The organism is Streptomyces sp. NPDC058145 (genome assembly GCF_042884245.1).
Lineage (GTDB): Bacteria > Actinomycetota > Actinomycetes > Streptomycetales > Streptomycetaceae > Streptomyces.
The window spans coordinates 106,335-131,808 of the sequence record NZ_JBHVUH010000002.1; the positions used below are offsets into that span (position 1 = coordinate 106,335).

The 25,474-nt window shown below is 74.1% G+C and carries 16 protein-coding genes; 5 read left to right on the top strand and 11 right to left on the bottom strand.

The genetic code is table 11. From position 1 onward, the window contains the following. The first annotated feature begins 249 nt into the window (after nucleotides 1-249). The gene (locus ACFVVO_RS04675; RefSeq protein WP_390051731.1) at nucleotides 250-1,293 is read left to right on the top strand and encodes a DUF2637 domain-containing protein; all 1,044 of its coding nucleotides are present in this window, start codon (nucleotides 250-252) and stop codon (nucleotides 1,291-1,293) included. 99 nt (nucleotides 1,294-1,392) lie between these two features. Here the strand turns inward: ACFVVO_RS04675 and ACFVVO_RS04680 are convergent, their stop codons facing one another. The 3 genes from ACFVVO_RS04680 to ACFVVO_RS04690 form a co-directional block, all read right to left on the bottom strand. After that, nucleotides 1,393-1,875, bottom strand: coding sequence for an ATP-binding protein (locus ACFVVO_RS04680; RefSeq protein ID WP_390051732.1), 483 nt, complete (start codon nucleotides 1,873-1,875; stop codon nucleotides 1,393-1,395). A gap of 299 nt (nucleotides 1,876-2,174) precedes the next feature. Then, nucleotides 2,175-3,917, bottom strand: a complete 1,743-nt coding sequence (locus tag ACFVVO_RS04685; protein ID WP_390051734.1) for a pyruvate dehydrogenase — start codon at nucleotides 3,915-3,917, stop codon at nucleotides 2,175-2,177. Between the two features lie 68 nt (nucleotides 3,918-3,985). Beyond that, nucleotides 3,986-5,389 carry a protein phosphatase 2C domain-containing protein gene (locus ACFVVO_RS04690; protein WP_390051736.1) on the bottom strand — a complete coding sequence of 468 codons (1,404 nt, stop codon included), beginning with the start codon at nucleotides 5,387-5,389 and terminating at the stop codon, nucleotides 3,986-3,988. Nucleotides 5,390-5,821: 432 nt separating this feature from the next. Here ACFVVO_RS04690 and ACFVVO_RS04695 point away from each other — a divergent pair, with 432 nt between their 5' ends. Together ACFVVO_RS04695 and ACFVVO_RS04700 are read left to right on the top strand one after the other, a co-directional pair. Next, a complete protein-coding gene (locus ACFVVO_RS04695) occupies nucleotides 5,822-6,811 on the top strand; it encodes a helix-turn-helix domain-containing protein (RefSeq protein ID WP_390051738.1) in 990 nt (329 codons plus the stop codon). 36 nt (nucleotides 6,812-6,847) lie between these two features. Then, on the top strand, nucleotides 6,848-7,330 hold the full coding sequence (locus tag ACFVVO_RS04700) for a DUF456 domain-containing protein (protein ID WP_390051740.1): 483 nt from the start codon (nucleotides 6,848-6,850) through the stop codon (nucleotides 7,328-7,330). Between the two features lie 4 nt (nucleotides 7,331-7,334). Here ACFVVO_RS04700 and ACFVVO_RS04705 read toward each other — a convergent pair whose 3' ends face one another. From ACFVVO_RS04705 to rsgA, 4 genes are all read right to left on the bottom strand, one after another. After that, on the bottom strand, nucleotides 7,335-8,510 hold the full coding sequence (locus ACFVVO_RS04705) for a GDSL-type esterase/lipase family protein (RefSeq protein WP_390051742.1): 1,176 nt from the start codon (nucleotides 8,508-8,510) through the stop codon (nucleotides 7,335-7,337). A 168-nt stretch (nucleotides 8,511-8,678) separates the two neighbouring features. Further along, nucleotides 8,679-9,194, bottom strand: coding sequence for a methylated-DNA--[protein]-cysteine S-methyltransferase (locus tag ACFVVO_RS04710; RefSeq protein ID WP_390051744.1), 516 nt, complete (start codon nucleotides 9,192-9,194; stop codon nucleotides 8,679-8,681). Next, entirely contained in the window at nucleotides 9,191-10,585 is a 1,395-nt protein-coding gene (locus ACFVVO_RS04715) for a bifunctional transcriptional activator/DNA repair enzyme AdaA (protein WP_390052335.1), read from the bottom strand. Before ACFVVO_RS04715 ends, ACFVVO_RS04710 begins: the two co-directional genes overlap by 4 nt. A gap of 120 nt (nucleotides 10,586-10,705) precedes the next feature. Further along, nucleotides 10,706-11,809: a ribosome small subunit-dependent GTPase A gene (rsgA, locus tag ACFVVO_RS04720; protein WP_390051746.1), complete on the bottom strand. Its 1,104-nt coding sequence runs from the start codon at nucleotides 11,807-11,809 to the stop codon at nucleotides 10,706-10,708. 433 nt (nucleotides 11,810-12,242) lie between these two features. Between rsgA and ACFVVO_RS04725 the strand changes: the two genes are divergently transcribed. Together ACFVVO_RS04725 and ACFVVO_RS04730 are read left to right on the top strand one after the other, a co-directional pair. Next, nucleotides 12,243-12,446 (top strand): cold-shock protein, encoded by a 204-nt coding sequence (locus tag ACFVVO_RS04725; protein WP_031161015.1) that lies wholly within the window; start codon nucleotides 12,243-12,245, stop codon nucleotides 12,444-12,446. An 87-nt stretch (nucleotides 12,447-12,533) separates the two neighbouring features. After that, nucleotides 12,534-14,264 carry a DEAD/DEAH box helicase gene (locus ACFVVO_RS04730; protein WP_390051749.1) on the top strand — a complete coding sequence of 577 codons (1,731 nt, stop codon included), beginning with the start codon at nucleotides 12,534-12,536 and terminating at the stop codon, nucleotides 14,262-14,264. A 65-nt stretch (nucleotides 14,265-14,329) separates the two neighbouring features. On the opposite strand, the gene ACFVVO_RS04735 is transcribed toward ACFVVO_RS04730, so the two are convergent. From ACFVVO_RS04735 to ACFVVO_RS04750, 4 genes are all read right to left on the bottom strand, one after another. After that, the gene (locus ACFVVO_RS04735) at nucleotides 14,330-16,624 is read right to left on the bottom strand and encodes a hypothetical protein (RefSeq protein WP_390051750.1); all 2,295 of its coding nucleotides are present in this window, start codon (nucleotides 16,622-16,624) and stop codon (nucleotides 14,330-14,332) included. Next, nucleotides 16,621-18,720, bottom strand: coding sequence for a hypothetical protein (locus ACFVVO_RS04740; RefSeq protein ID WP_390051752.1), 2,100 nt, complete (start codon nucleotides 18,718-18,720; stop codon nucleotides 16,621-16,623). The genes ACFVVO_RS04735 and ACFVVO_RS04740 overlap by 4 nt, the downstream gene beginning before the upstream one ends. Nucleotides 18,721-18,796: 76 nt before the next feature. After that, nucleotides 18,797-21,691, bottom strand: a complete 2,895-nt coding sequence (locus tag ACFVVO_RS04745; protein ID WP_390051754.1) for a hypothetical protein — start codon at nucleotides 21,689-21,691, stop codon at nucleotides 18,797-18,799. Then, nucleotides 21,688-25,413 (bottom strand): tubulin-like doman-containing protein, encoded by a 3,726-nt coding sequence (locus tag ACFVVO_RS04750; RefSeq protein ID WP_390051756.1) that lies wholly within the window; start codon nucleotides 25,411-25,413, stop codon nucleotides 21,688-21,690. The genes ACFVVO_RS04745 and ACFVVO_RS04750 overlap by 4 nt, the downstream gene beginning before the upstream one ends. Nucleotides 25,414-25,474 lie beyond the last annotated feature (61 nt).

Genomic DNA, 25,474 nt, shown 5'->3' on the forward strand with positions numbered 1-25,474 from the left:
GACCACCGGTCACGGACAGGTCGTTCACAACTCCCCCACCCGCCTCGGGAACTTTCCGGGGAACCATCCGTACGGGTAGTCTTATTCGAACTCAACTCCCGCCCCTCAAGCGGCAGTTCGAGCAGAACGTCGCCCTGGGCATCCCCTTGCACCTCCTTGGCGGCCTCTTGCCCCGAAACCCCCTGAGGGCCGTCCGGAGTGGGCCACTATGGCGGGCGTTACGCCCTATCCCAATGCAAGGGACCCCTGATGAGACTGACCGACATATCGCTGAACTGGCTGCTCCCTGGCGCCGTGCTGCTCCTGGGCCTGCTGGCGGCGGTGGCGGTGCTCGCGCGCGGCAAGCGCTCCTCCGGGGAGAACGCGAGTACGGACGACTCGTGGGAGCGCAGCGAGGAGCGCCGCAGGCGCAAGGAGGCCGTCTACGGAACGGCCTCCTACGTGCTGCTGTTCTGCTGTGCGGCGGTCGCGGCCGCCCTCTCCTTCCACGGCCTGGTCGGCTTCGGTGAGCAGAACCTCGGGCTGACCGGCGGCTGGCAGTACCTGGTGCCGTTCGGTCTGGACGGCGCGGCGATGTTCTGCTCCGTCCTCGCGGTGCGCGAGGCCAGCCACGGTGACGCGGCCCTGGGCTCCCGGATACTGGTGTGGATGTTCGCCGCGGCGGCGGCCTGGTTCAACTGGGTGCACGCGCCCCGGGGCCTGGGTCACGCGGGCGCCCCGCACTTCTTCGCGGGCATGTCCCTGTCGGCGGCCGTGCTGTTCGACCGCGCGCTGAAGCAGACCCGCCGGGCCGCGCTGCGCGAGCAGGGCCTGGTACCCCGCCCGCTGCCGCAGATCCGCATCGTCCGCTGGCTGCGGGCGCCGCGCGAGACCTACGGGGCATGGTCCCTCATGCTCCTGGAGGGCGTGCGCAGCCTGGACGAGGCGGTCGAGGAGGTGCGCGACGACAAGCGGCAGAAGGACGAGGCGCGCCGGCGCCGGCGTGACCAGCAGCGGGTGGAGCGCGCCCAGCTGCGTGCGATCAGCCGGGGTCACCGCGGCTTCGCCGGACGCGGCGGCGGCCGTCAGATGGAGGTGCAGGCGGTGGAGCGCGGCCCCGCGCCGGCGACCGCGGAGCCTGCCATATCGGCGCCGGAACCGCTGCCCGTCCACTCTCGGCCCTCCCTTCAGCCGGTCCGCAAGGGCACTGAGGCGATCACCGTCGATCTCACCGCGGAGGACGACACGATGGCGCTGCCGCGCCTGGACTCCCTGGAGCGCAAACTGAAGGACCTGGAGCAGCAGTTCGGCTAGAACCGGACCGGGGACCGGGGACGGGGCTCATCTCGGGACGGGGGCGTGACCGCGCGGGTCACGCCCCCGTCCCGTGTCCGTCTCCGCGGCCGGTCCGTCTCAGGCCGCCTCCGCGCCGAGTTCGAACCACACCGACTTGCCCACGCCGTGCGGCCGTACGCCCCAGGAGTCCGCGAGGGACTCCACCAGGACCAGCCCCCGGCCGTTGGTGTCCTCACCCGTGTCCGGTGTGCGCGGCAGCGGTCTGCGGGCCACGAAGTCCCGTACCTCCACGCGCAGTCCGCCGGCCGAGACGACGGCGGTCAGTACGGCGTCGCGGTCGGTGTGCACGAGCGCGTTGGTGACGAGTTCGCTGGTGAGCAGTTCGGCTATCTCCGAGCGGCCCGGTCTGCCCCAGTGCCGCAGCAGTTCGCGCAGTTCCCGGCGCGCCTCGGGCACCGCCCTGAGGTCCGCCTGCCCCAGCCTGCGCCTGAGCCCCTGCTGGTGCCGCTCGCGTTCGGTGATGGTGTCGGTCTCTTCCCCCGCTTGAGCCGAGGAGGCCCCGATGGCTACGGGACCGCCCCCTCGCGCCTGCCTCTTCATGACCCCCGCCCGCACGTTTCCGGCCCTGCCCCTCCTGGTCGAACACGTTCACGGGGATCCATTCCCCATGCGCCCGCGGGCAGTCCTGGAGGTCGGCCGACGGCCGTGTGTTCGGCCACGGCCGCCCGCCCCTCGCGCACGGCCCCGGACGCCGCCGCGATCCTGCTCCGCCCGGCAGGACCGCCGTACGGTGCCCCGGGCGCCCCAGGACGGACGGATCTGGACGTGTGGCACCGCCGGACGGTCCGCCGTCACGGGCGGTGAAAGTGGCCGGAAAACACCGTTGTCCGGGCCGTGTCTCAGGGCCTGGGGACGTTGCGCAGGTTGGAGCGGGCCAACTGGACCATGCGGCCGACCCCGCCGTCCAGCACCATCTTCGAGGCGGACAGCGCGAACCCGGTGACCATCTCGGCGCTGATCTTCGGTGGGATGGACAGGGCGTTGGGATCGGTGACGATGTCCACCAGCGCCGGCCCCTTGTGCCGGAAGGCGTCCTTGAGCGCCCCGGCGAGCTGCTTGGGCTTCTCCACCCGCACCCCGTAGGCACCGCAGGCGCGGGCGACGGCGGCGAAGTCGGGGTTGGTGTTGGCGGTTCCGTACGAGGGCAGGCCCGCGACCAGCATCTCCAGCTCGACCATGCTGAGCGCGGAGTTGTTGAACAGCACGACCTTCACCGGCAGGTCGTACTGCACGAGCGTGAGGAAGTCACCCATGAGCATGGCGAACCCGCCGTCGCCGGACATGGAGACGACCTGCCGGCGCCGGTCGGTGAACTGGGCGCCGATCGCCATCGGCAGCGCGTTCGCCATCGAGCCGTGCGAGAAGGAGCCGATGATCCGGCGGCGGCCGTTGGGCGAGATGTAGCGCGCGGCCCACACGTTGCACATGCCCGTGTCGACCGTGAACACGGCGTCGTCCGAGGCGACTTCGTCGAGGACGGCGGCCACGTACTCGGGGTGGATGGGGACGTGCTTGTCGACCTTGCGGGTGTAGGCCTTGACCACGCCCTCCAGCGCGTCGGCGTGCTTCTTCAGCATCCGGTCGAGGAAGCGCCGGTTCGTCTTCTCCTTCACCCTCGGGACGAGACAACGCAGCGTCTCGCGCACGTCGCCCCACACGGCGAGGTCGAGCCGGGAACGCCGGCCGAGGACCTCGGGCCGCACGTCGACCTGGGCGATCTTCACGTCGTTCGGCAGGAAGGCGTTGTACGGGAAGTCGGTGCCCAGCAGGATCAGCAGGTCGCACTCGTGGGTGGCCTCGTAGGCGGCGCCGTAGCCGAGCAGCCCGCTCATGCCGACGTCGAACGGGTTGTCGTACTGGATGAACTCCTTGCCCCTGAGGGCGTGTCCGACCGGGGACTTGATCTTCTCGGCGAACCGCATCACCTCGGCGTGCGCGCCCGCCGTGCCGCTGCCGCAGAAGAGGGTGACCTTGCCGGCCTCGTTGATCATGTCCACGAGCCTGTCGAGCTCCGCGTCGCCGGGCCGGATCGTGGGCCGGGAGGTGACGAGGGCGCTCTCGGCGGCGCGTTCCGGGGCGGGCTCGTCGGCGATGTCACCGGGCAGCGAGACCACGCTCACGCCTCTCTGCCCGACGGCGTGCTGGATGGCGGTCTGCAGCAGCCGGGGCATCTGCTTCGGGCTGGAGATCAGCTCGCTGTAGTGGCTGCACTCCTGGAAGAGCCGGTCCGGGTGGGTCTCCTGGAAGTAGCCGAGGCCGATCTCGCTGGAGGGGATGTGCGAGGCCAGGGCGAGCACCGGGGCCATGGAACGGTGCGCGTCGTACAGGCCGTTGATGAGGTGCAGGTTGCCCGGGCCGCAGGACCCGGCGCAGGCCGCCAGACGGCGGGTGATCTGGGCCTCGGCACCGGCCGCGAAGGCGGCGGTCTCCTCGTGGCGTACGTGGATCCAGTCGACGGCGGAGTGACGGCGCACGGCGTCCACGACCGGGTTGAGGCTGTCGCCGACCACGCCGTAGAGGCGGCGCACACCGGCCCGGACGAGGATGTCGACGAACTGCTCGGCGACGTTCTGTTTGGCCATGGCTGTCGTCTGCCCCTTCGCTGTCCCGGGATGGGCCTTCCCGGTCCATCAAGTCACAGGGGCGGCGGTTACGCCTCCCATACGGCCGCCGCCGTACGGTCGTCGGCGTAACCCTTCACCCGCACCTGGGCGTCCGCGAGGAACGCGGCGAGGCCGGGCGGGGTACGACCGGACCAGCGGCGGGCGAGGTAGGCGCAGAGCGCGGGCTCGCCGCGCAGCGGTTCGGCGAGCCCGCCGGTCGCCATCACCAGCACATCACCCGGGCGGGCTACCGAGGCGCGGAAGCGGAAGGGTTCACGGGGTGGCTCGGGGGCGGGTTCGAACGGGCTCGGCGGAACCGGGATACCGAAGTCCATGGTGAGCCGGTCGCCCTCGGGGGTCTCGGCGGGGACCGAGCCGAAGCCGACGACCGGTTCGCCGGTGGTGCCGCCGGACGGCACGCTGGGCTCGATGTCCTGCCACTCGCCGCCGCGCAGCCGGAACAGTCCCCCTTCGCCGACGCCGAAGAACACGCGGATACGGCAGCCGGGGTCGGCGGGCAGCAGCAGGCAGCGAAGGCCGGGGGTGTACTCCTCGGGGTCCAGGCCCCGTTCGGCGGCGTCGGCCCGCAGTCTGCCGAGACTGCGGTCGGTCAGCCGTTGCAGACCGGACTTCAGGTCGCCGCGCCGGGCGGCCCGCAGGTCCTCGACGAGCCGCCCGTGACTGCGGCCGACGGCCCGGCCGATCAGCCGGCACGCCTCCGCCGCCGCCCGGTGCGCGCTCGGCGCCGCCCGCGCTCCGGTCGCCATGGCGACGAGCACCAGCGCCTGTTCACCCGTGCCGAACCGCGCGGTCAGCAGCGCGTCCCGGCGCGGCTCGCCCCGGTACCGCGCCGAGTCCCCGCGCAGCGACACGGCCCGCAGTGTGCAGGTGCCGTACTGGGCCCCGTCCAGAGCGGTGTCGGCCACCTGTTCCGCCAGCTCGTCCGGATCGGCGAGGGGCAGCGCGGTGGGCTCGGGGTCGTAGGTGGGGGGCCCGGAGCCGACGTGGTCGAGGGCGGAGGGGGGCGAGGGGACCGCGGGGGGCAAGGGGGCGGCGTAGGCGGGAGGCGGGGGCGCCGGAGGCACGGGAGGCACGGCCGGGGGTGTCTCCGGCGGGGCCGGGGTGCGCTGGGCCGGCACCGCGCGGTCCGGGGACGCGGATGCGCGGTCGGGGAACGGGCCATCGGGGAACGGGCGGTCGGGAGACGTGCGGTCCGGGGGCGGCTGGTCGGGCGGCGGATCCGGGAGCGCCGGTGTGCCGCCGGACTCCCGGGGCGCGCCGGGCACCTCGTTCCCGCCGGGCCGCTCCCGCACCGCGTTCCGTGCCGAGGTGAAGCGGTCGTCCAGGGAGTCGGGGGCCGGTGTGGGCCCCGTGTCCTCGGTGGAGTCGTCGTACAGCTGTCCCCACCAGTCGTCGTCATGACGGGCGGGCCTGCCCCCCTGCTGGCTCATGCCCTTGATTGTCCACCGCACGGGCCGCATGAAAACGGGGCATCGGGAAATTTCGGCGTCCGCGTTCGCAGGGGCATGGCGCGACGGAGGATGGCCCGAACTACCGTACGAGGAACGCCCGATGGCCGCCGGGCGGTCCCACCCCCCACGGGAGGACCGCCCGGCGACGTTCTGGGTGACCGGACCACACCGGTCGAGTGGCCGGATCCGGTCGGATCATGCCTGGGATTCCTGGGCCGCGGCTGTGCGCCGCCGGGCCGGCCGGGTGTCCGCCGGTGCTGTTCACCCTGGCAGAGTGACCGCAGGTACGGCGATGATGCGCGGCGGCGGGTTTGCGCCGTGGCCGGTTCCCGCCAGGGATCGACCGCGTGGATGGCTTGTTCTCAGGACTTGTTCTCAGGACTTGTTCTCAGGAAAGGGGAACACGGCTCGATGCTGGCAGCGATAGGCCTGGACGAGACCCACGAGTCGGCGTACCGGGCGCTGGTGTCCGTGGGCGCCGCCGAGGTGGCCGATCTGGCGCGGCGGCTTTCGCTGGCCGAACAGGACACCGAGCGCGCGTTGCGCCGGCTGGAGCGGCACGGCCTGGCGGCCCAGTCCCCGGCGCGGCCGGGCCGCTGGGTTGCGGCGCCGCCCGGAGTGGCGCTGGGCGCGCTGCTGACGCAGCGGCGGCACGAGCTGGAGAAGGCGGAGCTGGCGGCGGCGCTGCTGGCCGAGGAGTACCGGGCCACGGCGGCCGAGCCGGAGGTGCACGACCTGGTGGAGGTGGTGACCGGCGCCTCGGCGGTGGCGCAGCGCTTCCTGCAGATGCAGCTCGGCGCCACCGACGAGGTGTGCGCGCTGGTCACCGGCAACCCGATGGTGGTCTCCGGGATGGAGAACGACGCGGAGGAGCAGGCGGCCGGGCGCGGGGTCGGCTACCGGGTGGTGGTGGAGCGCGCGGTGCTGGACCTGCCGCACGGGCTGACCGAGCTGACGGCGGCGCTGGGCCGGAACGAGCGGGTGCGGGTGATGGACCGGGTACCGACGAAGCTGGTGATCGCCGACCGGTCGCTCGCCCTGGTGCCGCTCACCACGAGGACGGTGGAGCCGGCCGCGCTGGTGGTGCACGCGAGCGGGCTGCTCGAGCTGCTGGCGGGCCTGTTCGACTCGGTGTGGCGCGAGGCGCTGCCGCTCCGGCTGGCCGCCTCCGGGGTGGCCGAGCAGCAGCCGGACGGGCCGGACCCGACCGACCTGGAGGTGCTGTCGCTGCTGCTGGCCGGGCTGACCGACGCGAGCGTGGCCAAACAGCTCGACCTGGGCCTGCGGACCGTGCAGCGCCGGGTGAAGCGCCTGATGGAGCTGGCGGGGGTGACGACCCGGCTGCAACTGGGCTGGCACGCCTACGAGCGGGGCTGGGTGTCCCGCGACGATTCCCTCTGACCTGCGGTTTCTTCACTCCTCGGGCACGCTGGGCAGATGGGAGCGTGGGAACTCCTGTTGGTCGGCGTGGTGATCGCGCTCGGCCTGTGCGGAGTGCTGGTGCCCGGGGCGCCCGGGTCCTGGCTGGTGTGGGCCGCGGTGCTGTGGTGGGCGCTGAAGGACCCGCGGCCGGTGGCCTGGGCGGTGCTGGTGGGCGCGACCGGGGTGCTGCTGCTGTCGCTGGTGGTGCGCTGGGCGCTGCCCCCGCGCCGGCTGCGGGCGAGCGGCACCACGCCCCGCCTGGCCGTCTACGCCGGGACGGGCGCCGTCCTCGGCTTCGTGCTGCTGCCGGTGATCGGCGCGCTGCCGGGTTTCCTGGCCGGGATCTATCTGCACGAGCGGCTGCGGCTCGGCGGGCACGGCGAGGCGATGTCCGGCCTGCGTACGACGATGCGGTCGGGCGGTTCCAGCGTGCTCGCCGAGCTGTTCGCCTGTCTGCTGATCGCGGGGACGTGGCTGGGCGCGGTGCTGTGGGGCTGACCGGTCAGCGGGCGAGTGCCGCGGCGACGGAGTCGGCGATCGCGCGCATGCCGTCGTCGTTGAAGTGCAGATGGTCGCCGGGGTCGTAGCCGGGCAGGATGCGCTCGGGGCGGGCCGGGTCGCGTACGGCGGCGTCGGCGTCGGCCACGGCGTCGAAGGCGCCGCCGGTGCGGATGAACGCGTTGACCCGCTGCCGCACGGCCTCACCGGCCGCCGTGTACGCGGTGTACCCCGCGTACGGCGTGAGGGTGACGCCGACGACCCGGACGCCGTGGGCGTGGGCGCGCTCGACGAGGGTGCGGTACGCGGCGGCGAAGGCGGCGGGGTCGTCCGCCACGGGGGTGCCCTTGATGTCGTTGATGCCCTCCAGTACGACCAGGACCCGTGCCCCGGCCCGGTCCAGGGCGTCGGCGTCCAGCCGGGCCAGGGCGCTCGGCCCGGTGCCGTCGCGCAGCAGGCGGTTGCCGGCGACACCGGCGTTGAGGACGCCGAGGCGCCCCAGCCGTTCGGCGAGCCGGTCCGGCCAGCGGTGGTTGGTGTCGGGGGTGGAGCCGTTGCCGTCGGTGAGCGAGTCACCGAACGCGACGACGCTGCCCTCGGCGGTGCCGAGGACGTCGACGCCGGTGACGTAGTACCAGGAGCCGGTGGCCAGGGTGTAGGCGGAGCCGGTCTCGTCGGCCGCGTGGCCCGTGCCGCCGGGGGCCAGGTAGCTGGTCTGCAGGGCGGTGCGGTGGAACGTCGCGGGGCCGGAGTCGTCCGGCGTGAGGACGGTGACCAGCAGATCGGCGGCGGCCGGCACGGTCAGCGGGACGGGATCGGTGAGCACGTCCCGGCCGGGCGGGACGGTGGCCGTCGGCGCGCCCTGGAAGGTGGCGGTGCGCAGAGTACCGGGTACGGCGTCCGGACCGGCGGCCCGCCGCAGCGCCACCGTGACCGCGCCGAGCCGCAGGGGCACGGTGCCGAGCCGGTTGCTGAGCCGGATCCGCACGGCGCCGCCGCCGACACTGAGATGGACGACGTTGCGGAAGGCGGCACCCGGCAGCGCGGCAGCGGTACCCGACGGTGCAGCCTCCCAACTGCCGGTCCAGTGAGGCGCGGTGGTCCCGGCGACGGCCCTGGCCGTCGTAACCGGCACCACCGCGAGCAACAGCGCCGCGAGCACCCGCCCCGCCTTGACCATGTACCGCCCGCCCTTCCCACGACCCGTCGCAGGCGACCGTGCCACAGGGCGGGCGCGCGACACCGGAGCGGCACCGGGGAATCCACCCGCTCGGCGTAGGGCGGTACGCGGGCGGGGGCAGCGGGGGTTGGTTCCCGGCCGGGGCCCGTCGGCGGCGCCGCTACCCGGTCACCGGTCCGATGCCGGGGCGGGACCCGGCAGGCCGTTCTCCAGGGTCAGCAGCCAGAGCTTTCGCTCGAGGCCGCCCGCGTAGCCGGTCAGGGTGCCGTTGGCGCCGATGACGCGATGGCAGGGGCGGACGATGAGGAGGGGGTTGGCGCCGATCGCGCCGCCGACGGCGCGGACGGCGGCGCGGGGCGCGCCGATGCGGGCGGCGATCTCGCCGTAGGTGGTGGTGGCGCCGTACGGCACGGTGTCGAGGGCGTCCCACACCCGCTGCCGGAACTCGGTGCCGTGGGCGCGCAGGGGCAGCCGGAACTCCTTCAGCTCACCGGCGAAGTAGGCGGCCAGTTGCTCCTCGGCGGCCCGGAAGGGTCCCGGGTCCTGTCGCCAGGCGGGCTCGACGGCCCGGCCGCCCTTCTGCCCGGGCACGGACAGCGAGGTGAGGGCGCCGTCCGGGCCGGCGGTGAGCAGCAGCCGTCCGACCGGGGCGTCCACGGCCGTCCAGTGGGTCAGGTTCGTCACGGGGTCAACTCTCTCGTGATGCGCAGGTGCTGGATGGCGTACGACCGCCAAGGCCGCCAGGCCTCGGGGGTGTCGAAGCCGGGTGGGGCCACGTCGGGATCGCCGAGGGCCCGGACACGGAGGGTGGCGGCCACGGCGGGGTCCATGCCGGGCAGGGCGAGCAGCGCCCGCTGGGCGTCGTCCCGGTCGGCGCCCGGGTCCAGCCGTACGGTGCCGTCGGCCAGGGCGGCGGCGAGCGCGCCGAGCGGGCCGCCGGGCTCGGCCCCGGCGAGTACGGCGGGCTCCGGGAAGAGGTGCGTGAGGCTGCCGCAGGGCGCGTCCAGCGCCTTGCCGTACCGCCGCACCATCCCCTCGGCTCCGGCCATCCCGACGAGCGCCCGTACGGCGGGCTCCAGGGGGTCCACGGCGCCGGGTGAGCGCAGGCCGGGCCGGGCGGCGACCAGCGGGGCGAGCCGCGGGTCGGCGGAGAGCCGCTCGTCGACCGCGTACGGGTCGGCGTCGAGGTCGAACAGCCGGCGCAGCCGCTGCACGGCGGTGGTCAGGTCCCGGGGGTCGGTGAGGTGCAGCCGCGCCTCCAGCCAGCCGCCCGGATGCGTGCCGCTGCCGGGTTTCGGGCCATGGGCGCGCTCCTCGACGGCGACGATCCCGGTGCCGTGGGGCAGCCGCAGGGTGCGCCGGTAGGTACGGCCGCCGGGGGCGCCGGTGACCTCCTCGACGCCGGGTACGGCCTCCCGGGCGAGCTGGTCGAAGACGGCGGAGGACCGATAGGGGCCGCGGTGGGCGAGCCGCAGCGGGATGCCCGCGCCCGGGGTGGCCCGGCGGGCGCCCCGGCCCCGGGGCGCGGCGGCCCGCACCCCGGTCGGCGTGGCGTCGTACACCTGGCGGATGGTGTCGTTGAACTGGCGCACGCTGGCGAACCCGGACGCGAACGCGATCTCGGTGATCGGCAGGTCGGTGGTCCGCAGCAGCGTCCGGGCGGTGTGCGCCCGCTGGGCCCGGGCGAGCGCCACGGGTCCGGCGCCGAGTTCGGTGGTGAGCTGCCGCTGCACCTGCCGGGCGCTGTAGCCGAGCCGGTCGGCCAGTCCGGCGACGCCCTCGCGGTCCACGACGCCGTCGCCGATCAGGCGCATGGCCCGGCCGACCACGTCCGCGCGGACGTTCCACTCGGCCGATCCCGGCACGGCGTCCGGCCGACACCGCCGGCAGGCCCGGAAGCCGGAGCCCTGCGCGGCGGCGGCCGTGCGGAAGAACCGCACGTTGGAGCGCTTCGGGGTGACCGCCGGGCAACTGGGCCGGCAGTAGATGCCGGTGGTCTCGACGGCGAAGAAGAAAGCCCCGTCGAACCGCCCGTCCCGGCTGCGCACCGCCTCGTACCCGCTGTCCTCGTCCATCACGTGTTCCAGTGTGACCCGCCCCGGCAGGGGCGGGCTGGCGGGAATCGGACATGCAGGTGGGAGGGGCGGCGGGACGGACGGCGTCGGCGGGGCGGCTTCGGCCGGGTCGGCGGGCGGCTACGCCCAGCGGCCCCGCTTGGCCTCCATCGCGGCCCTTCCCTGCGCCCCCTTCCGCTTCCAGTCCTTCCTGATCTCGGCGCGCAGGCGGGCGTCCGTCTTGGCGACGATCCGCTGGTTCTCCCGCAGCAGCTTGCGGTAGCTCTCCAGGCGCCGGACCGGAAGGTCTCCGCTGTCCACGGCGGAGCGCACCGCGCAGCCGGGCTCGCTCTCGTGCGCGCAGTCCTGGAACCGGCACCGCTCGGCCAGCTCCTCGATCTCGGCGAACACCTGCCCGACCCCGCTCTCGGCGTCGTACAGCCCGACGCCCCGCAGCCCGGGGGTGTCGATCAGCACGCCACCGGACGGCAGCGGCAGCAGGTTGCGGGTGGTCGTGGTGTGCCGGCCCTTGCCGTCGACGTCCCGGGCGGCCTTCACGTCCATGACGTCCTCACCGACCAGGGCGTTGGCGAGAGTGGACTTGCCGGCGCCGGACTGCCCGAGCAGCACGGTGGTGCCACCGCCGACGAGCGCGCGGAGCACGTCGAGGCCGTCGCCGTGCAGGGCGCTGACGGTGAGCACGGGCACGCCGGGCGCGGTCGTCTCGACGTCCTGGACGAGATGGGCCAGTGTCACCTGGTCCGGCACCAGGTCGGCCTTGGTGAGCACGACCACGGGCTGTGCGCCGGACTCCCAGGCCAGCGCCAGGAACCGTTCGACGCGCCCGAGGTCGAGTTCGACGGCGAGGGACACGGCGACGACGGCGTGGTCGACGTTGGCCGCGAGGATCTGCCCCTCGGACCGCTTGGAGGAGGTCGACCGGACGAAAGCGGTACGGCGGGGCAGCAGCGTCCGCACGTACCGCGGATCGCCGCCTTCCGGGTCGACCGCGACCCAGTCCCCCGTGCAGACGACCTTCATCGGGTCGCGCGGGACGACGAACTCGGTGTCGGCGCGGACGATGCCGGCCGGGGTGACGACGTCGCACTGGCCGCGGTCGACCCGTACGACGCGGCCGGGCAGGAGGCCCTGCTCGGCATGGGGAGCGAACTCGGCCGCCCAGCCCTCGTCCCAGCCGTAGCCGGTGAGAGGGTGCGACGAAACCGAGGAAGAGGAGAAGTTCAAGGGGGACCCTTCACAAGGGCGGCCCCGGCTCCGCGCACGTGCGCGCTGTGGGAAAGGTCAGCCGGAGGCCACGGAGGTGGAGTGGATGATCTTCTGGTTGCGGGCAGCACCCGTCACAGAGACAGCCATCGGTCACACCTCCCGTTCCTCATCCGGTCGACAGCGGCGACCAACGGCCGCCGTGCGAAGCGGTCTTCACCGTAGAGCGGCACGCACCCGGGCGCCACCGATTTATTCGCCCCGCCCGCTCGGCCCCCTACCCCTGGTGGACGCGAGGCGGCGGTCCGCCGAGGTGTGCTAAGGTTGTCGTAGTTGCAGTTGTGGTACCCATGAATTCATGTGCGCCTGATGGGAATGTTTCTTCTCCTAATGGCGCATTATTTGTTTTTCCGGCATCTCCGGATGGGGCCTCTGCCTACAGAAGGAGAAAGTCATGGCACAGGGAACCGTGAAGTGGTTCAACGCTGAAAAGGGTTTCGGCTTCATCGCGCAGGACGGCGGCGGCCCCGACGTCTTCGCCCACTACTCGAACATCGCCACCCAGGGCTTCCGTGAGCTCCAGGAGGGCCAGCGGGTCAGCTTCGACGTCACGCAGGGCCAGAAGGGCCCGCAGGCGGAGAACATCGTTCCCGCCTGATCGCCGGACACGTACCCGCTCACCGGGGCCCGCACCGTCAAGGTGCGGACCCCGGTTTGTGCTGTTTTCAGGAAGGCAGACAACCGCATGCCCCGCAGACCCCAGAAGCCGACCCGACGCGCCTCGTCACCCCCACCGTCCGCGTCGTCGCCGAGGGAATTCCGGCTGCCGGAAAACACGACACCCGCACTTCCCCCCGTCGAGGACTTCGCCGGTCTGGACATGCCCGCGGCTCTGCTGAAGACGCTCACCGCGCAGGGCGTCACCACCCCCTTTCCCATCCAGGCCGCCACGCTGCCCAACTCGCTCGCCGGCCGTGACCTGCTGGGACGGGGACGCACCGGCTCCGGCAAGACCCTCGCGTTCGGGCTGGCGCTGCTGGCCCGCACGGCCGGACTGCGCGCGCAGCCGAAGGCGCCCCTCGCCCTCGTGCTGGTGCCCACCCGGGAACTCGCCCAGCAGGTGACGGACGCGCTGACCCCCTACGCGACGGCGGTGAACCTCCGGCTGACCACCGTGGTCGGCGGGTTGTCCATCACCAAGCAGGCCGGTGCGATCCGGCGCGGCGTCGAGGTGCTCGTGGCGACTCCCGGCCGGCTCAACGACCTCGTGGAACGCGGGGACTGCGTGCTGGACGACGTCCGCATCACGGTGCTGGACGAAGCCGACCAGATGACCGACATGGGCTTCCTGCCGCAGATCACCAAGCTGATCCAGCGCGTACGGCCCGACGGGCAGCGCATGCTCTTCTCGGCCACCCTGGACGGCAACATCGACCGTCTGGTGCAGCGGTTCCTGACCGACCCGGTGGTGCACTCGGTGGACCCGTCCGCGGGAGCGGTGACCACCATGGAGCACCACGTGCTCCACGTCCTGGATGGCACCGACAAGCAGGCCGTCACCACGCGCATCGCAGCCCGTGACGGCCGGGTCATCCTCTTCCTCGACACCAAGAGGTCCGCCGACCGGCTCGCCAAGCGGCTGCTGGCCGTCGGCGTCCGCGCGGCGGCACTGCACGGGGGCCGCTCCCAGCCGCAGCGCAACCGCACCCTGGAACAGTTCAAGACCGGCCGGGTCACCGCGCTGGTGGCGACGAACGTCGCGGCCCGGGGCATACACATCGACGACCTCGACCTCGTCGTGAACGTCGATCCCCCCACCGACCACAAGGACTACCTCCACCGGGGCGGCCGCACGGCCCGCGCCGGCGGTTCCGGCAGCGTGGTCACGCTGGTCCTGCCCGAGCAGAAGCGGGACATGACCCGGCTCATGTCGGACGCGGGCATCCGCCCCCGGACGGCCCGCGTCAAGTCGAGCGATCCGGAACTGGTCACCATCACCGGCGCCCGCGAGCCTTCCGGCGTGCCCGTGACCATCGAGGTCCCGCAGCCGGCGACACCGACGGCGTCCCGCCCGGACCGGAAGACCGGCACCGAGCGCGGCGGGCGTTCCGGTCGCCGCCGCCGCAGCGGCGGCGGAACCGGAGCGACTACCGGTGCGGCCACCACGACGGGCAACCGGGGCTCGGACCGCCGGGCCGCCGCCGGTGCGGCAGCGGCCGGTGACGCCTCCGCGACCGGCGGGCGCGGCTCCACGCGCCGGACCGGTTCCACCCGGGCCACGGGTGGTGCCGGCGGCGCGGACGGCCGGGGTGCCGACCGCCGGGCCGCGTCCGGCGCCGCGTCCGGCGCCGCGTCCGGCAAGGACTCCCGGGGATCCCGTCGCCGCACGGCGGCCGGCGGTGCCACCGGCGGTGCCACCGGCACCGGCGGCCGCGGCTCCGACCGCCGGGGCGGCCGTCGCACCACGGCCACCTAGGCGGCCGTCGGTCGTACCTCCTCCGCCTCCGGGCACCTGGGAATGTTCCGGACCGCTCGGGCCCCTCAGACCAGGATCAGCACGATCGCGATCATGACGGCGAGCAGGCCGACGAAGCCTCCGATCACGCAGCCCGGATTGTTCGTCAGCTCACCGAACCGGGCCCGGGCGGAGGACGGGGGCCCGGTGCCCCCCGGTGACTCGGGGAAGTCCGGGGGCGCCGAAGGCGTCCGGTGGACCGGCTGGGCGGTGGGCGTCTGGGCCATGGGCGGTGGCGGCGGGACGGCGGACACCGCGCCGCCCCGGAACGCGTCCCGCAGGAGCTGGCTCCACAGAACCGGCGGCAGGTCGGGGACCTGTCCGTTCTCCGGTTCGACGAAGGTCTGCCAGAGCCAGTTGCCCGTGGTGGCGTGACGGTCCCGGCTCATGCCGTAGAACAACTCCCGCAGGTCGCGCAGATAGCGTTCGTCCCGGGCCAGCGGCGCCACGGCCCACTGGAAGACCCGGGCCGCCCGCTCGGCCGTCGCGGTCCTCGACAGCGTGGGCTCGGTGCCGGGCGACCGCGGCGCGAAGTAAAGATTCTGCTTCAGCACTTCGGCGCAGAGCGCGTGCCGTGTCTCCAGGCGGCGCACCTGGAGGCGGGCCGGTCGGCCGAGCTCGTCGAGCACCAGGTCGATCGCGTCCTGCGAGAGTTGGCCGGAGCGGAGTTCGTCCAGCAGGACCTCGTCGGACTGCCTGCCGAGTTCCGCCACCAGAATCCGGTGCCCCATGGCGTCCCCGCGCCGGTGCCCGCACAGCTCGCGGTGGAGGGCCCCGGTGTCCGGGGCGCCCGCAGTGGCCGCGGCGGCGGCTGCCGGGGCGGTGGCGAAACCGTCGGGCAGCGACAGCACCGGGTGCCCGCCGGTCCCGTACTCGGTCGAGGCGCCGGGGCCGGGACTGGGAGCGGGATCCGGTTCGGGCGTGTGCAGGAACTCGGCCACGGGTGCGGGGTCGGGGGCGTGTACGGGCCGGGGCGGGGAGACCGGTTCGGGGGCGCGTACGGACCGGGGTGAAGGCTCGGGAGGGCGGACCGCACGGGGCTCGGGCCCGCGCAGTGGTGCGGGTTCACGCAGTGGTGCGGGTTCACGCAGTGGTGCGGGTTCACGCAGTGGTGCGGGTTCACGTGGTGGTGCGGGTTCACGTGGTGGTGCGGGTTCACGTGGTGGTGCGGGTTCACGTGGTGGTGCGGGTTCGCGCAGTGGTGCGGGTTCGCGTGGTGGGCCCGGTTCACGTGGTGGGCCCAGTTCACGTGACGGTGCCGGTTCACGTGACGGTGCCGGTTCACGTGACGGTGCCGGTTCACGTGACAGTGGTTCGCGTACCGGGTCGGGTTCGCGTACCCGATCGGGCTCGGGATCGCGTACCGGTACGGGCTCGGGCTGGTGCCGGGTGCGGGCTGCCGGGCGGTCGGTGCCGAGGATGTCCCGAAGCCGGGCGCGCCGTCGTTCCCAGTCCAGGGCCGCGCCGTCGGCGAGGTCTTCGACCAGCTGCGGCACACCGGCGGGCGCGTCCGGGTTGGCGAGCAGGTGCTTCACCAGCCGGGAGGCGGCCCGGTGTTCGAGGCCGGGCTGGGACGGCCGGCGGCCCATGATCCGGGCCAGTGGGCCGGACCCGCCCGTGTCCGGTTCCCAGCGCGGGACGGCCATCAGCCGCAGTGGGTGGGTGTCCACGGTGTCGTAGGTGGCGAACGTCCACTCCTGACGCAGCCAGGAGTGGAAGATCAGGAACAGCCCGAGGTAGACCAGCGGCACCCGGTCCGCGTCCGGCCAGTCGCGCGGTGGCTGGTCCTCCAGGAGCAGGGACACCCGCTGGTCCGGATCGCGGAGCAGCTCGGCGGTGGCCAGGATCAGCGCGTGCTGGACGCCGGGCAGCGCGTCCAGCATGCCGGGCAGCCGTCTGAGCGCCAGCTCGTCGAGGTCCGCGCAGACGATCACCGACTGCTGCCCCCTCGCCTGCTCGGCCTTCTCCTGGGAGCTCCAGCCCCGGTACGCCAGGCCCAGGCACTGGCGTGTCATCAGGTCCCGGGGATCACCGAAGAGGACATGGCTGACCGTGGACGGCCGGCCGCCCCGGTCGGTGGTGGGCCAGCGCTGGACGAGCATGACGTCGCCGTCGCGGGACAGGGTGCGCACCACGCTCGGCCGTGCCGCCGCCGCGCCGGACACCCAGAGCAACCGGCCGAGTTCCTGGCCCAGTCGCTCGGCCCGTTCGGGCGAGCAGGAGTGGGCGACGGCGCTCATGCCGGTGCCCTGACGGCCGTGGTTGCCGTCCCAGCGGAAGACGACCTGGTGCACCGTGCCCCGGTCCTGGAAGCCGTTCACTGATGTTCCCCTCCCCCGGAGGATCCCCCGGATCGCCCGGCTCTCTGCGCTTCCTCCCACGGCACCGTCTCGAGTACGGGCGCCTCTCCCACCGCCAGCGCCTCGGCGCCGCCCGGTACGTCGATCAGGCCGTGCATCGCCAGCAGCGCCAGCAGCGGCTCCAGCACCCGCCGGGGCCCGGCGCCCGCCGGATAGCGGCCGTGGGCCTCCTGTCCCCCGGTGGCGGACGCGATGTGCAGGGTGCACCGGCGCATCGCGTCGAAGGGGCGCAGCCAGGCCTGGCCGGCGTGCCGGCGCAGCAGCCCGTACACGTCCCGGCTCTCCTCGCGGATCGGCGCGGGGTCGAGCGAGGTGGTGGGCGGCCGGGCCAGCCAGCGGTCGACGGGCGGCTGGAACCTGAGCAGGTCCGCCTTGCCGAGCACCATCGCGGCCGGCACGTCCAGGTACGGCCCGTTCTTCGGCAGCCGGTCCAGGACGGTACCGAAGGCGAGGTCGCCGTCCCGGTTCACCTCGACGTCCAGGCGCTCCCTTACGTGGTCGAGCTGGGGCAGCGGCAGGGCCAGCGCCGGGTCGACCACGAAGATCAGGGCGTCGACCCCGAGCAGGAACCGCAGCGCCGCGTCGGTACGTACGAGGTCCTCGCCGCCGAGATCGAAGAAGGCGACCGGACGCACCTGGCCGCGCACGTCGGTGATCAGCAGCGACTCCACGAAGCGGGCGAAGTCGTCCAGGCCCAGGGCGGCCGTGTGGTCCAGGACCCGGCCGCTGCGCAGCGGCTGCACCCGCTCCCGTACGAACCGGGCGTGCTGTTCGGGGTTGACGGACTGCCACTTGAGGCCGAACGGCTCGAGGCCGCCGTCGGTGACGGCCGCGATCATCTGGGTCAGCAGATGGCTCTTGCCGGTGGAGGACTGGCCGACCATCGCGACGGTCAGCGGGCGGCCGTACGTCAGGTAGGGCACCGGGATGAAGTGCTCGGGGAAGTCCGGGTCGGCCGTGCACTTCTGGACGGCACCGCGCATGATGTCGTTCCGCCGCACCGGGTTGTTGATGCCGGCCAGGTCCAGCGGTTTGTACTGCATCCTGCTGTCGGTGACGAACAGCTTGCCGAGGTCGAGCTGGATGGCCTCCAGGCAGTAGGGACACAGCACTTCGCCGTTGCCCGGGCCCGCCGGCGCCCCGGTGCCGTCCTCGGTACGGGCAACCGGTGCCTGCCGTTTGACCCGCAGGGCCTCCTCGAAGGCCTCCCGGTGCGGGCGCTCCTCGTCGGCGGGCAGGGTGAGCCCGACCCGGCGGGCGGCTCCGGGCGCGAGGAGTTCGAGCAACTGGGCGGGGGTGGGCCGGTCGGCGGCGCGCGGGGCGAAGGCCTGCCGCAACGTCCGGTCGAGCGCCCGGTGTTCGCCGAGGTCGGCGGGGGCCCGGTCGGCGGGTCCGGGCCGTCCGGTCACCAGCCGGTAGAGCACCTGGGCCGCGCTCCACACCGCGTCCCGCGGGTCGGTGAGCCCTTCGCCCCGGCGCTGTTCGGGCGAGCAGTAGGGCGGCCGTCCCCACGGGGCCCGGGGCCGTCCGGTCCGGGTCGTCGCCTCCAGTCCCCAGAGCTGGACCCGGGCGCCGTCCCAGAGCACGGTGGCGGGCGAGACGCCACGCGGCACCAGGTCCTGGTCGGCCAGCAGGCACAGGGCGAGCATCAGGTCCCGGGTGAGGCGCTGCTGGTCGGTCGCGGCCATCACGTGGGTGCGCGCGGCGGGGGCGCCCCGGGGTGCCGCGTACAGCAGGAACGGCTCGGCGGCGTCCGGTTCGTAGCCGATGATCCGCGGGAAGAGCGCCGCGTACTCCGTGTCGTCGAGCACGCGGTGCAGGTGCAGTGCGGTGCCCGCTTCGGTGTCCAGCAGGGCGCGCGCCGCCGGGTTGGCCGCCTCGGCGGTGCCCAGGCGCACCTGCAGGCACTGCTGTCCCTCGTCGTCGAGCACGCAGTTGCGGATGAGCTGGGGCAGCAGCCGGTCGCGGCGGGACTCGGGCCCGAAGCGGGCCGGGGTGACGCGGCGCCGGCCCGAGGGCAGGGTGAACGCGAGCTTGTCCGGGGGCGAGCTGGTCACCGGCGGTCCTCTCCTTCGTGCGCGTGCACCGGGCCGTACCCGTGCACGGGCATGCGGCCGGGGTGCGGGGTGCGGGTCACCAGCGGTCGCCGTCCCCTCGGTCGTCCGGGTCGGGACGGTCGTAGGGGGGCGCCTGCTCGTACGGGCTCGCCTGCTCGTACGTCGAGGACGGCGGGTCGTACGCGTAGGAATCCGTCCCGTACGCGTCCGTCCGGTCGTACGCGTCCGTCCGGTCGTGGGAGTCCGTCCGGTCGTGGGACTCCTGCCGGTCGTAGGAGTCCTGCCGGTCCGAAGAGCGCGGGCGGTCGTACGGGTTCCTCGGCTCGTCCGGGGTTCTGCGGCCGTACGGGTCCGTGCCGTCGTCGGGGCCGGCGCCGTAGCGGGGCCGGACGGTGTCCACCACGCCCATCCGCAGTGGGGTGAGCCGCACCAGGCCGGCGTACCGTCCCGAGGAGGTCCACAGGACGTCCTCCGGCTGGACCGAACCGCTGGACCGCCACGCCTTGTCCACCTCGTCGCGCACGGCCAGCGGCGCGAACCTGAGCCACACGGCGGCCGCCGGGTCGCGGCTGAGCAGCGTGCCCTGTTCGGGCGAGGACAGTTGCACCACGGACTGCCGGTCGGTCTCCGCGCCGACCAGTTCGGCCGGCCGGTGCGGGTCGGTGCCGAGCAGGTTCGCCGAGGTGGCGCGGACCCGGCGGGCGGCGGCGAACGGCGGTGCGGCCAGGACCCCGTTGTGCTGGAGGTGGCGGCGGGCCGTCGACAGCACTTCGCGGACCCGCTCCTCGGTGCGCCGCACGGCGAGGGCGCCGGCCTGGCCGCGTTCGACGGCACCCCAGTACGGCTTCATCGCCTCCAGGGCGGCGTCCGTCAGATCGGCGGCCAGCGTGGCGACCAGCTCGGGTCCGCCCTCCCCGCTGTCCCGCTCGAGCCAGCGGGGAACCCCCTTGGCGCGGTGCCCCCGGGACGCGCCGGCGGTCCTCCCCCGGCTCTCCTTCGGCCCCTTGCCGTGCCCTTCGTTCCCGGCGGGCTCCTCCCACGCTGGCCCGTCCTGCCAGGCCGGGCCGTCCTGCCAGGCGTACACGCTGGCCCAGTCGCCCTCCGCGTCGTCGGGACCGGCGTCGTCCGTCTCCAGGGCGGAGGGGCCGGTGAGCCAGTCGTCCTCGGCGGGCGGGCCGGCGTCCGCCGTGAAGGCACCGGGCGCCTCGAAACGCTCGGCCTCGGGTACCGCCTCGGCCTCGGCGGCGGCGGCCGTCGCGCGCAGCATGCCGGCGACGGACCGGGCCGCGTCGGCGCAGTACAGGCGCTCCTCGACGGCCCAGTGCTCGCCGACCGCCTCGGCCAGCAGGGCGTCGAGCCGGCCCAGGGTGTGCCGCAGCTCGGCCGTCGTGCGACCCGGCGCCCAGGCGGCGGCCGCCGCGCGCCACAGCCGGCGGACCGTCTCCACGGCGACGCCGAAGCCGGCCACGAGAGCGACCCCGCCCAGCAGGGGCGGGGGCCCGGCCGCGTACGCCACGGCCACCCCCGCCCCGGCGCCCGCGAACGCCGCGACGCGTGGGGCGACGGCCCAGCGGCCGGGGCGTCCGGCACCGCGCAGCCGGGCCGCCCCGAGTTCCGCCATGCCGACGAACAGCAGGGGGACGAGGAGCGCCAGCGGGAGGAACGGCCCCCGCCACAGCGCGCCGAACAGGCCCGCGACGGCCGCTGGCGGAGTGGCGACCAGAAGGCCGGGCACCGCCGTGCCGTCCGCCGTCCCGGACCGCCGCGCCCCGGCACCGGTGCCGGTGCCGGTTCCCGCGGCGCCCGCGCGCGTGTCGCCACGAGCGCCGGGGAGGGCGGCCAGCTTCGGCAGCAGCGCCGAACCGGGTACCGGCTCCACCCGCCCCGCCAGTCCGGTGAACCGCTGGGCCACCGACCGCATGGGCAGCGCCTGGCCGAGCAGTTTCCCGGCGAACTCCCTCAGGCCCTCGCCGATCCGCTCCCCGATGCCCTCGGCGGACGGCACCCGCAGGCCGAGGGCCGTGAGCCGGGCCGCCGACTCGGCGGGGGACGCGGTCGCGCCGCCGCCGCGCAGGGCGGTGCCGACGAGGTCCCGGTACTCGTCCAGCGCCTGGCGCGCCTGGTCGACGTCCGCGTCGAACACGTCCCGGCGGCCGGGCCGCAGCAGCCCGGGCAGACTCCGCAGCCCGGCCAGCGACTCCTCGGCCTGGTCGAGGGCCTCCGCGCAGGCGCGGTGGGCTTGGTCGGCCACCCCGCCGGGCTCCCGGTGCCGCTGGTCCCGGCCGCCGCGGGCCGCCACCAGCCGGCGCAGCGGCTCCGGCAGATCCGCTCTGGAGGAGGCGGTCAGCAGTACGTCCGGCGCGAGTTCGGTGTCCTCGCCCGCGAACCGGGTGAGCGCGTCGCGCCAGGCCCGGTCGCGCACCTCCGGTGGCAGGTCCTGCTCCAGCAGCCGCACCCCGGGCGCGGCGACGGCCTCGGGCAGCGACCCGATCGCCCGTAGCACCCCCCGGTAGAGGTCGGGCACCGACAGCACGTCGACCAGGACCGCCAGCGCGTCCGGGTCGTCGGCGGCGGGCTGTTCCAGCGCGGTGTGCGCCGAGCGCAGATCACCGGCCCACAGCAGCCCGGTGCCCGAGGTGCGCAGCACGGCGGGCCGCACCAGCCTGCGGTCCGGCTGGAACGCCTCGTCCTCGCCGGCGTACGAGCCCGGCGCGCTGCCGACCAGCAGCACCAGGAGCCTGACCTCGCCCACCGCCCGGTAGCCGGTGAGCAGTTCGTACTGGAGCTGGTGGTCGGTCAGCCCGGCCGGGGTGTCGACCACCAGGAAGAGCGGGTCGTCGGGTTCCGGCAGTCCGGCGCGGCCCAGTTGCCGGGCCACCCGGGTGCGCAGGGCCGGGGCGCTGTCCAGCTCCGCCGCTCCCGCGCGCAGGTCCAGGTGGACGACGGCTCCGAAGTCCTGAGTGGGGCTCACTGCGCGTCACCGTCCCAGGGGGTGCGGCGGGACCGGTCGCGCTCGTCGCCGCTGCCGTACGTTCCCGGCCCCGCGGAGTCGTCCCAGGGCGCCGTAGGCACGTCCTCGCGGCGGGGCCGTTCCTCCGCGCCGCTCCCGGCGGGGGAACGGTCCTCGCGGCGGCCTTCCCGTTCGCCCCAGGGCTCCCGGCCCTCGTCGTCGTCCGTGCCGCGCCGGCCGCCGCGGTCCTCGCCGTACGCCCGCTCGTAGCCGCGCCGGCGGGCGCTCTCCGGGTCGCCCCAGCCCTCGTCGTCGTCCTTGCGCAACCGGGAGCCGCGGTCCTCGGTGCGCCGCCGCTCGTCGCCGTACGACCCCTCGCGGGCGTACCGGCGTTCCTCCGCGTACGGGCGTTCCTCCCCGAGCGGCCGGTCGTAGCCGCGCGGGCGGGCGGCGTCGCCGCCGTCCGGGTCCTCCCGGTCGGCCGCTCCCCGGTGGGTGTCGTAGGAGGAGACGGGGGCGGTGCCCCAGTCGTCGTCATCGGTGGCCGCGCGCCGGGGCCCGGGAACGTCCGCGCGGCCCCGGGGCCGCCCCGGTGCGCCGCCGCGCACGTGTTCCAGCAGAGTGCGCAGGGTCGGCTGGACGGCGCGCTGGTCGCCGAACTCCTTGTCCAGCGCGGCCGGCAGGGTCTCCGCCCAGAACTCCCACAGCGGCCGCACCCAGCCCTCGACCCGCTCGCCGCCGCGCTCCCGGCGGTCGGCCAGCAGCTCGAGCTGGCGCGGGGCGATCTTCTCGACCAGGTCGACGAAGAGCGGATGCGGTTCGCTGCCGGTCCGGGCGAGGCCCAGCGGCTGCGCGCCCATGAGCTTACGGCAGTAGTCCTCGACGGTCCGCTCGTCGTCGAGGACCGTCCAGCGTTCGTACGACCGCAGCAGCTCCGCCCAGCTCGACACCCCGCCGGGGAAGTCGCCGAGGCGCAGCCGGACGCCGGGCACGTTCGGGCCGGCCTCGGGGAACAGCCGGAGCCTGACCCGTTCCGGGGAGGCCGGGTCGCCCTCCACCACGTCCACCTGGCCGTTCCACATGCAGCACAGCAGCCGGTGCAGGATGGTGCGCCGGTCCTCCTCGCTGCTGACCATCCAGCTGTCGCGATGGCCGAGGCGCTGACGCCAGCGCAGTACGTCCTGGGCCTGCTCGGACTCCTTCGCCCGGGCCCACTGGCGCAGCACCTTGCGGGCCTCGGGCACCTGGGTGAGGCTCATCTCGCTGCGGAAGAGGACCACGGTGATCGAGTCGCTCTCCACCGCCCGGTACTCCACGTGGTTCTTCGCGTCCGAGGGCAGCCGCAGCGTCTTGCCGAGGTACTCCTGCACCTCCTCCACGGCCTGCACCCGGGGGTGGGTGACCAGGACCCGCAGCGGTCCGGTGCCCTCCGGGGTGAAGCCGACGGGCAGCAGCCCGGCGAGCTTGCGTCCGAACAGGTCGAGCGCCTCCTTGCTGACCTGGTCGGTGGCCTCCTGGTCGCCCGCCGCGGCGGACAGCAGGGTTCCCATGGCCGGCAGCAGCGGCCGCTCCTCCAGATGGGTGCCGCTCTCGGCGAACAGCCGCGTGATGCGGGCCTCGAGCTGTCCCTTGACCTGGGCGACGGCGCCGTCCGGGTTTCGGCGGCTGCGGGTGTGGACGCGGCGCCAGGTGTCGCCGTCGACCAGCTTGAGCAGCAGTGCCGCCTCGTAGTCGGTCTCCCGCAGGCCCTCGCGCCGGATCAGCCGGGCGACCACGTCCTCGTAGAAGTGGTTGATGGTGCGCTGCGGCGGCAGCAGGTAGGAGATGCCGGTCCGGTCCTCGTACAGCTCGTGGCCCTTCTGCTCGGAGGCCTTGCGCTCCTGGTCGCCGTGGCTGCGGAAGGCCCGCACCAGGCGGTCCAGGTCGGCTCCGGCCGCGTCCGCGTGGGGCTGCCAGACCTGCTGCTGATCGCGCCAGGCCTCGTGCCAGATCAGTCTGCAGCGCCACTCGTACCAGGCGTCCTGCTCCCGGATGGCGGCCTGGACGGCCTCGTCCCCCCAGCGGGCCGGCGCCATGCCGGCCAACTGTCCCTTGATCCGGGGAATCTTGGGCGGCTGCTCGGTGACCCCCGCCGGGCGCTGCGGGGCGCGGGCACGGCTGTCCAGCATGCCGAGGAAGCCGAGCCGGACGATCCCGTGATCACTGTCGGGTATGCCGCGCACGACGCGTTCGGCGAGGAAGGGGTCGGCGCTCTGCAGCAGCTTGTCGATGGCGGGGCGCGGGGCGAACCGGTCGGCCATGACGGCGGCCTGGTGCTCGGCGTCCGCGCGCAGGGCGGCGAGCTGCCGCTGCATGTCGCCGATGCGCTCGCCCAGCGCCTGCTCCACGTTCTTGCCGCCCCGCGGCAGCGGATCGGGTTCGGGCACCGGCAACTGCCGCCGCTCCCACAGCTCTTCCAGGTGGGAGTCGGCGAAGAGCTGCCGGATCATCAGCACCCCGTTGTCGCCGCGCAGGGCGGCCCGCGGCCGCTCCACCAGCTCGGTGACCGCCTCCCGCAGCATCCGGCCGGCGACCAGGTCGGCCAGCTGGTCCATGGGCGCGGTCATGGAGGCGACCAGGCTGGTGGAGACGCCCTGCCGGCCGATGCCGGTCGGCGACAGCGAACTGCGGGCGACACCACGGTTGATGAAGCTCGCGGAGAACGTCTGGTAGTCGTCGTCGGCGGCCGTCTTGCGGCCCCGGGAGCGGCCGTCGCCCAGCTCGGTGCCGATCAGCGACATCACCAGGGAGACGATGGAACGGCGCAGGTCGTCGGCGCGGATGCCGGCGGTGGGGCTGAACAGGAACGCCGTGGGGAGGATTCCGGTGCGCAGCCGCACGGGGGTGGTGCCCGGGTAGCGGATGGCGAAGCCGGCGTCGTGGTCGAGGTCGCCGATCTCGGCGCCCTCGGTCGGCGCGTTCTGCCGGTCCACCAGCCGGAACAGGTCCACCAACGACCGGGCCGCGTTGAGTTCCGCCTCGCGTCCGCCGCCGGTGGCGGCGGAGAACGACGACGGCATCACCACCAGCGGGTAGATCTTGACGCCGTCGAACCGCCGTACCTGGAAGGCGTAGTTGATGAGGTGCAGGTAGTCCAGGAAGATGCCGGCGCCGGTGCCGCCGGCCACCGAGAAGGCGACGAACACGTCGCAGCCGCTGACCCTGCCGCCGCCCAGCTCGCTGAGTTGGCCCGCCGACTTGGCGATGGCGTCGATCGCCTGCAGCAGGGGCTCCAGTACGGGGTTCAGACCGTGGCGGAGCGTCGCGAACAGGGCGGCGCGGCCGACGGTGGGGAGCTGGCCCGCGCCGTTGTGCAGCGGGGTGACCTCGGGCTCGCCGATGACGGGCGGGAGCCAGCCGGCCACCTCCTCGCGCAGGCTGGCCCGGAGCATCTTGGTGACTTCCGGTGAACTGTCGAAGTTCGGCAGCAGGTTGTGCGTGGCGCGGGAGGTGCGGGAGTACGCGGCCCTGAGCGACGGGTCCACGTTGAACTGCGGGAGCCGTTGCAGGTCGGTCTCGCTGTAGTCGGCGTACACGAACTGGAGGCAGTCCGGCAGTTGGTAGGGGGCTTGGCCGCTCTGCCGGGTCATCGCCATGCCGTCCGGCCCGCACAGTTCGGTGCGCAGTCTGCGTTCGAGTTCGGCGCCGACCAGTCCCCCGGTGCCGCCCAGGCCGACGAAGAGCATCGGCTGGAAGATCTTCATGGTTTCCTCCCCGCTCGCGGCCGGGGCGGCCGCGGGTTCGTGCTGGGAACTTCTGCGTGGT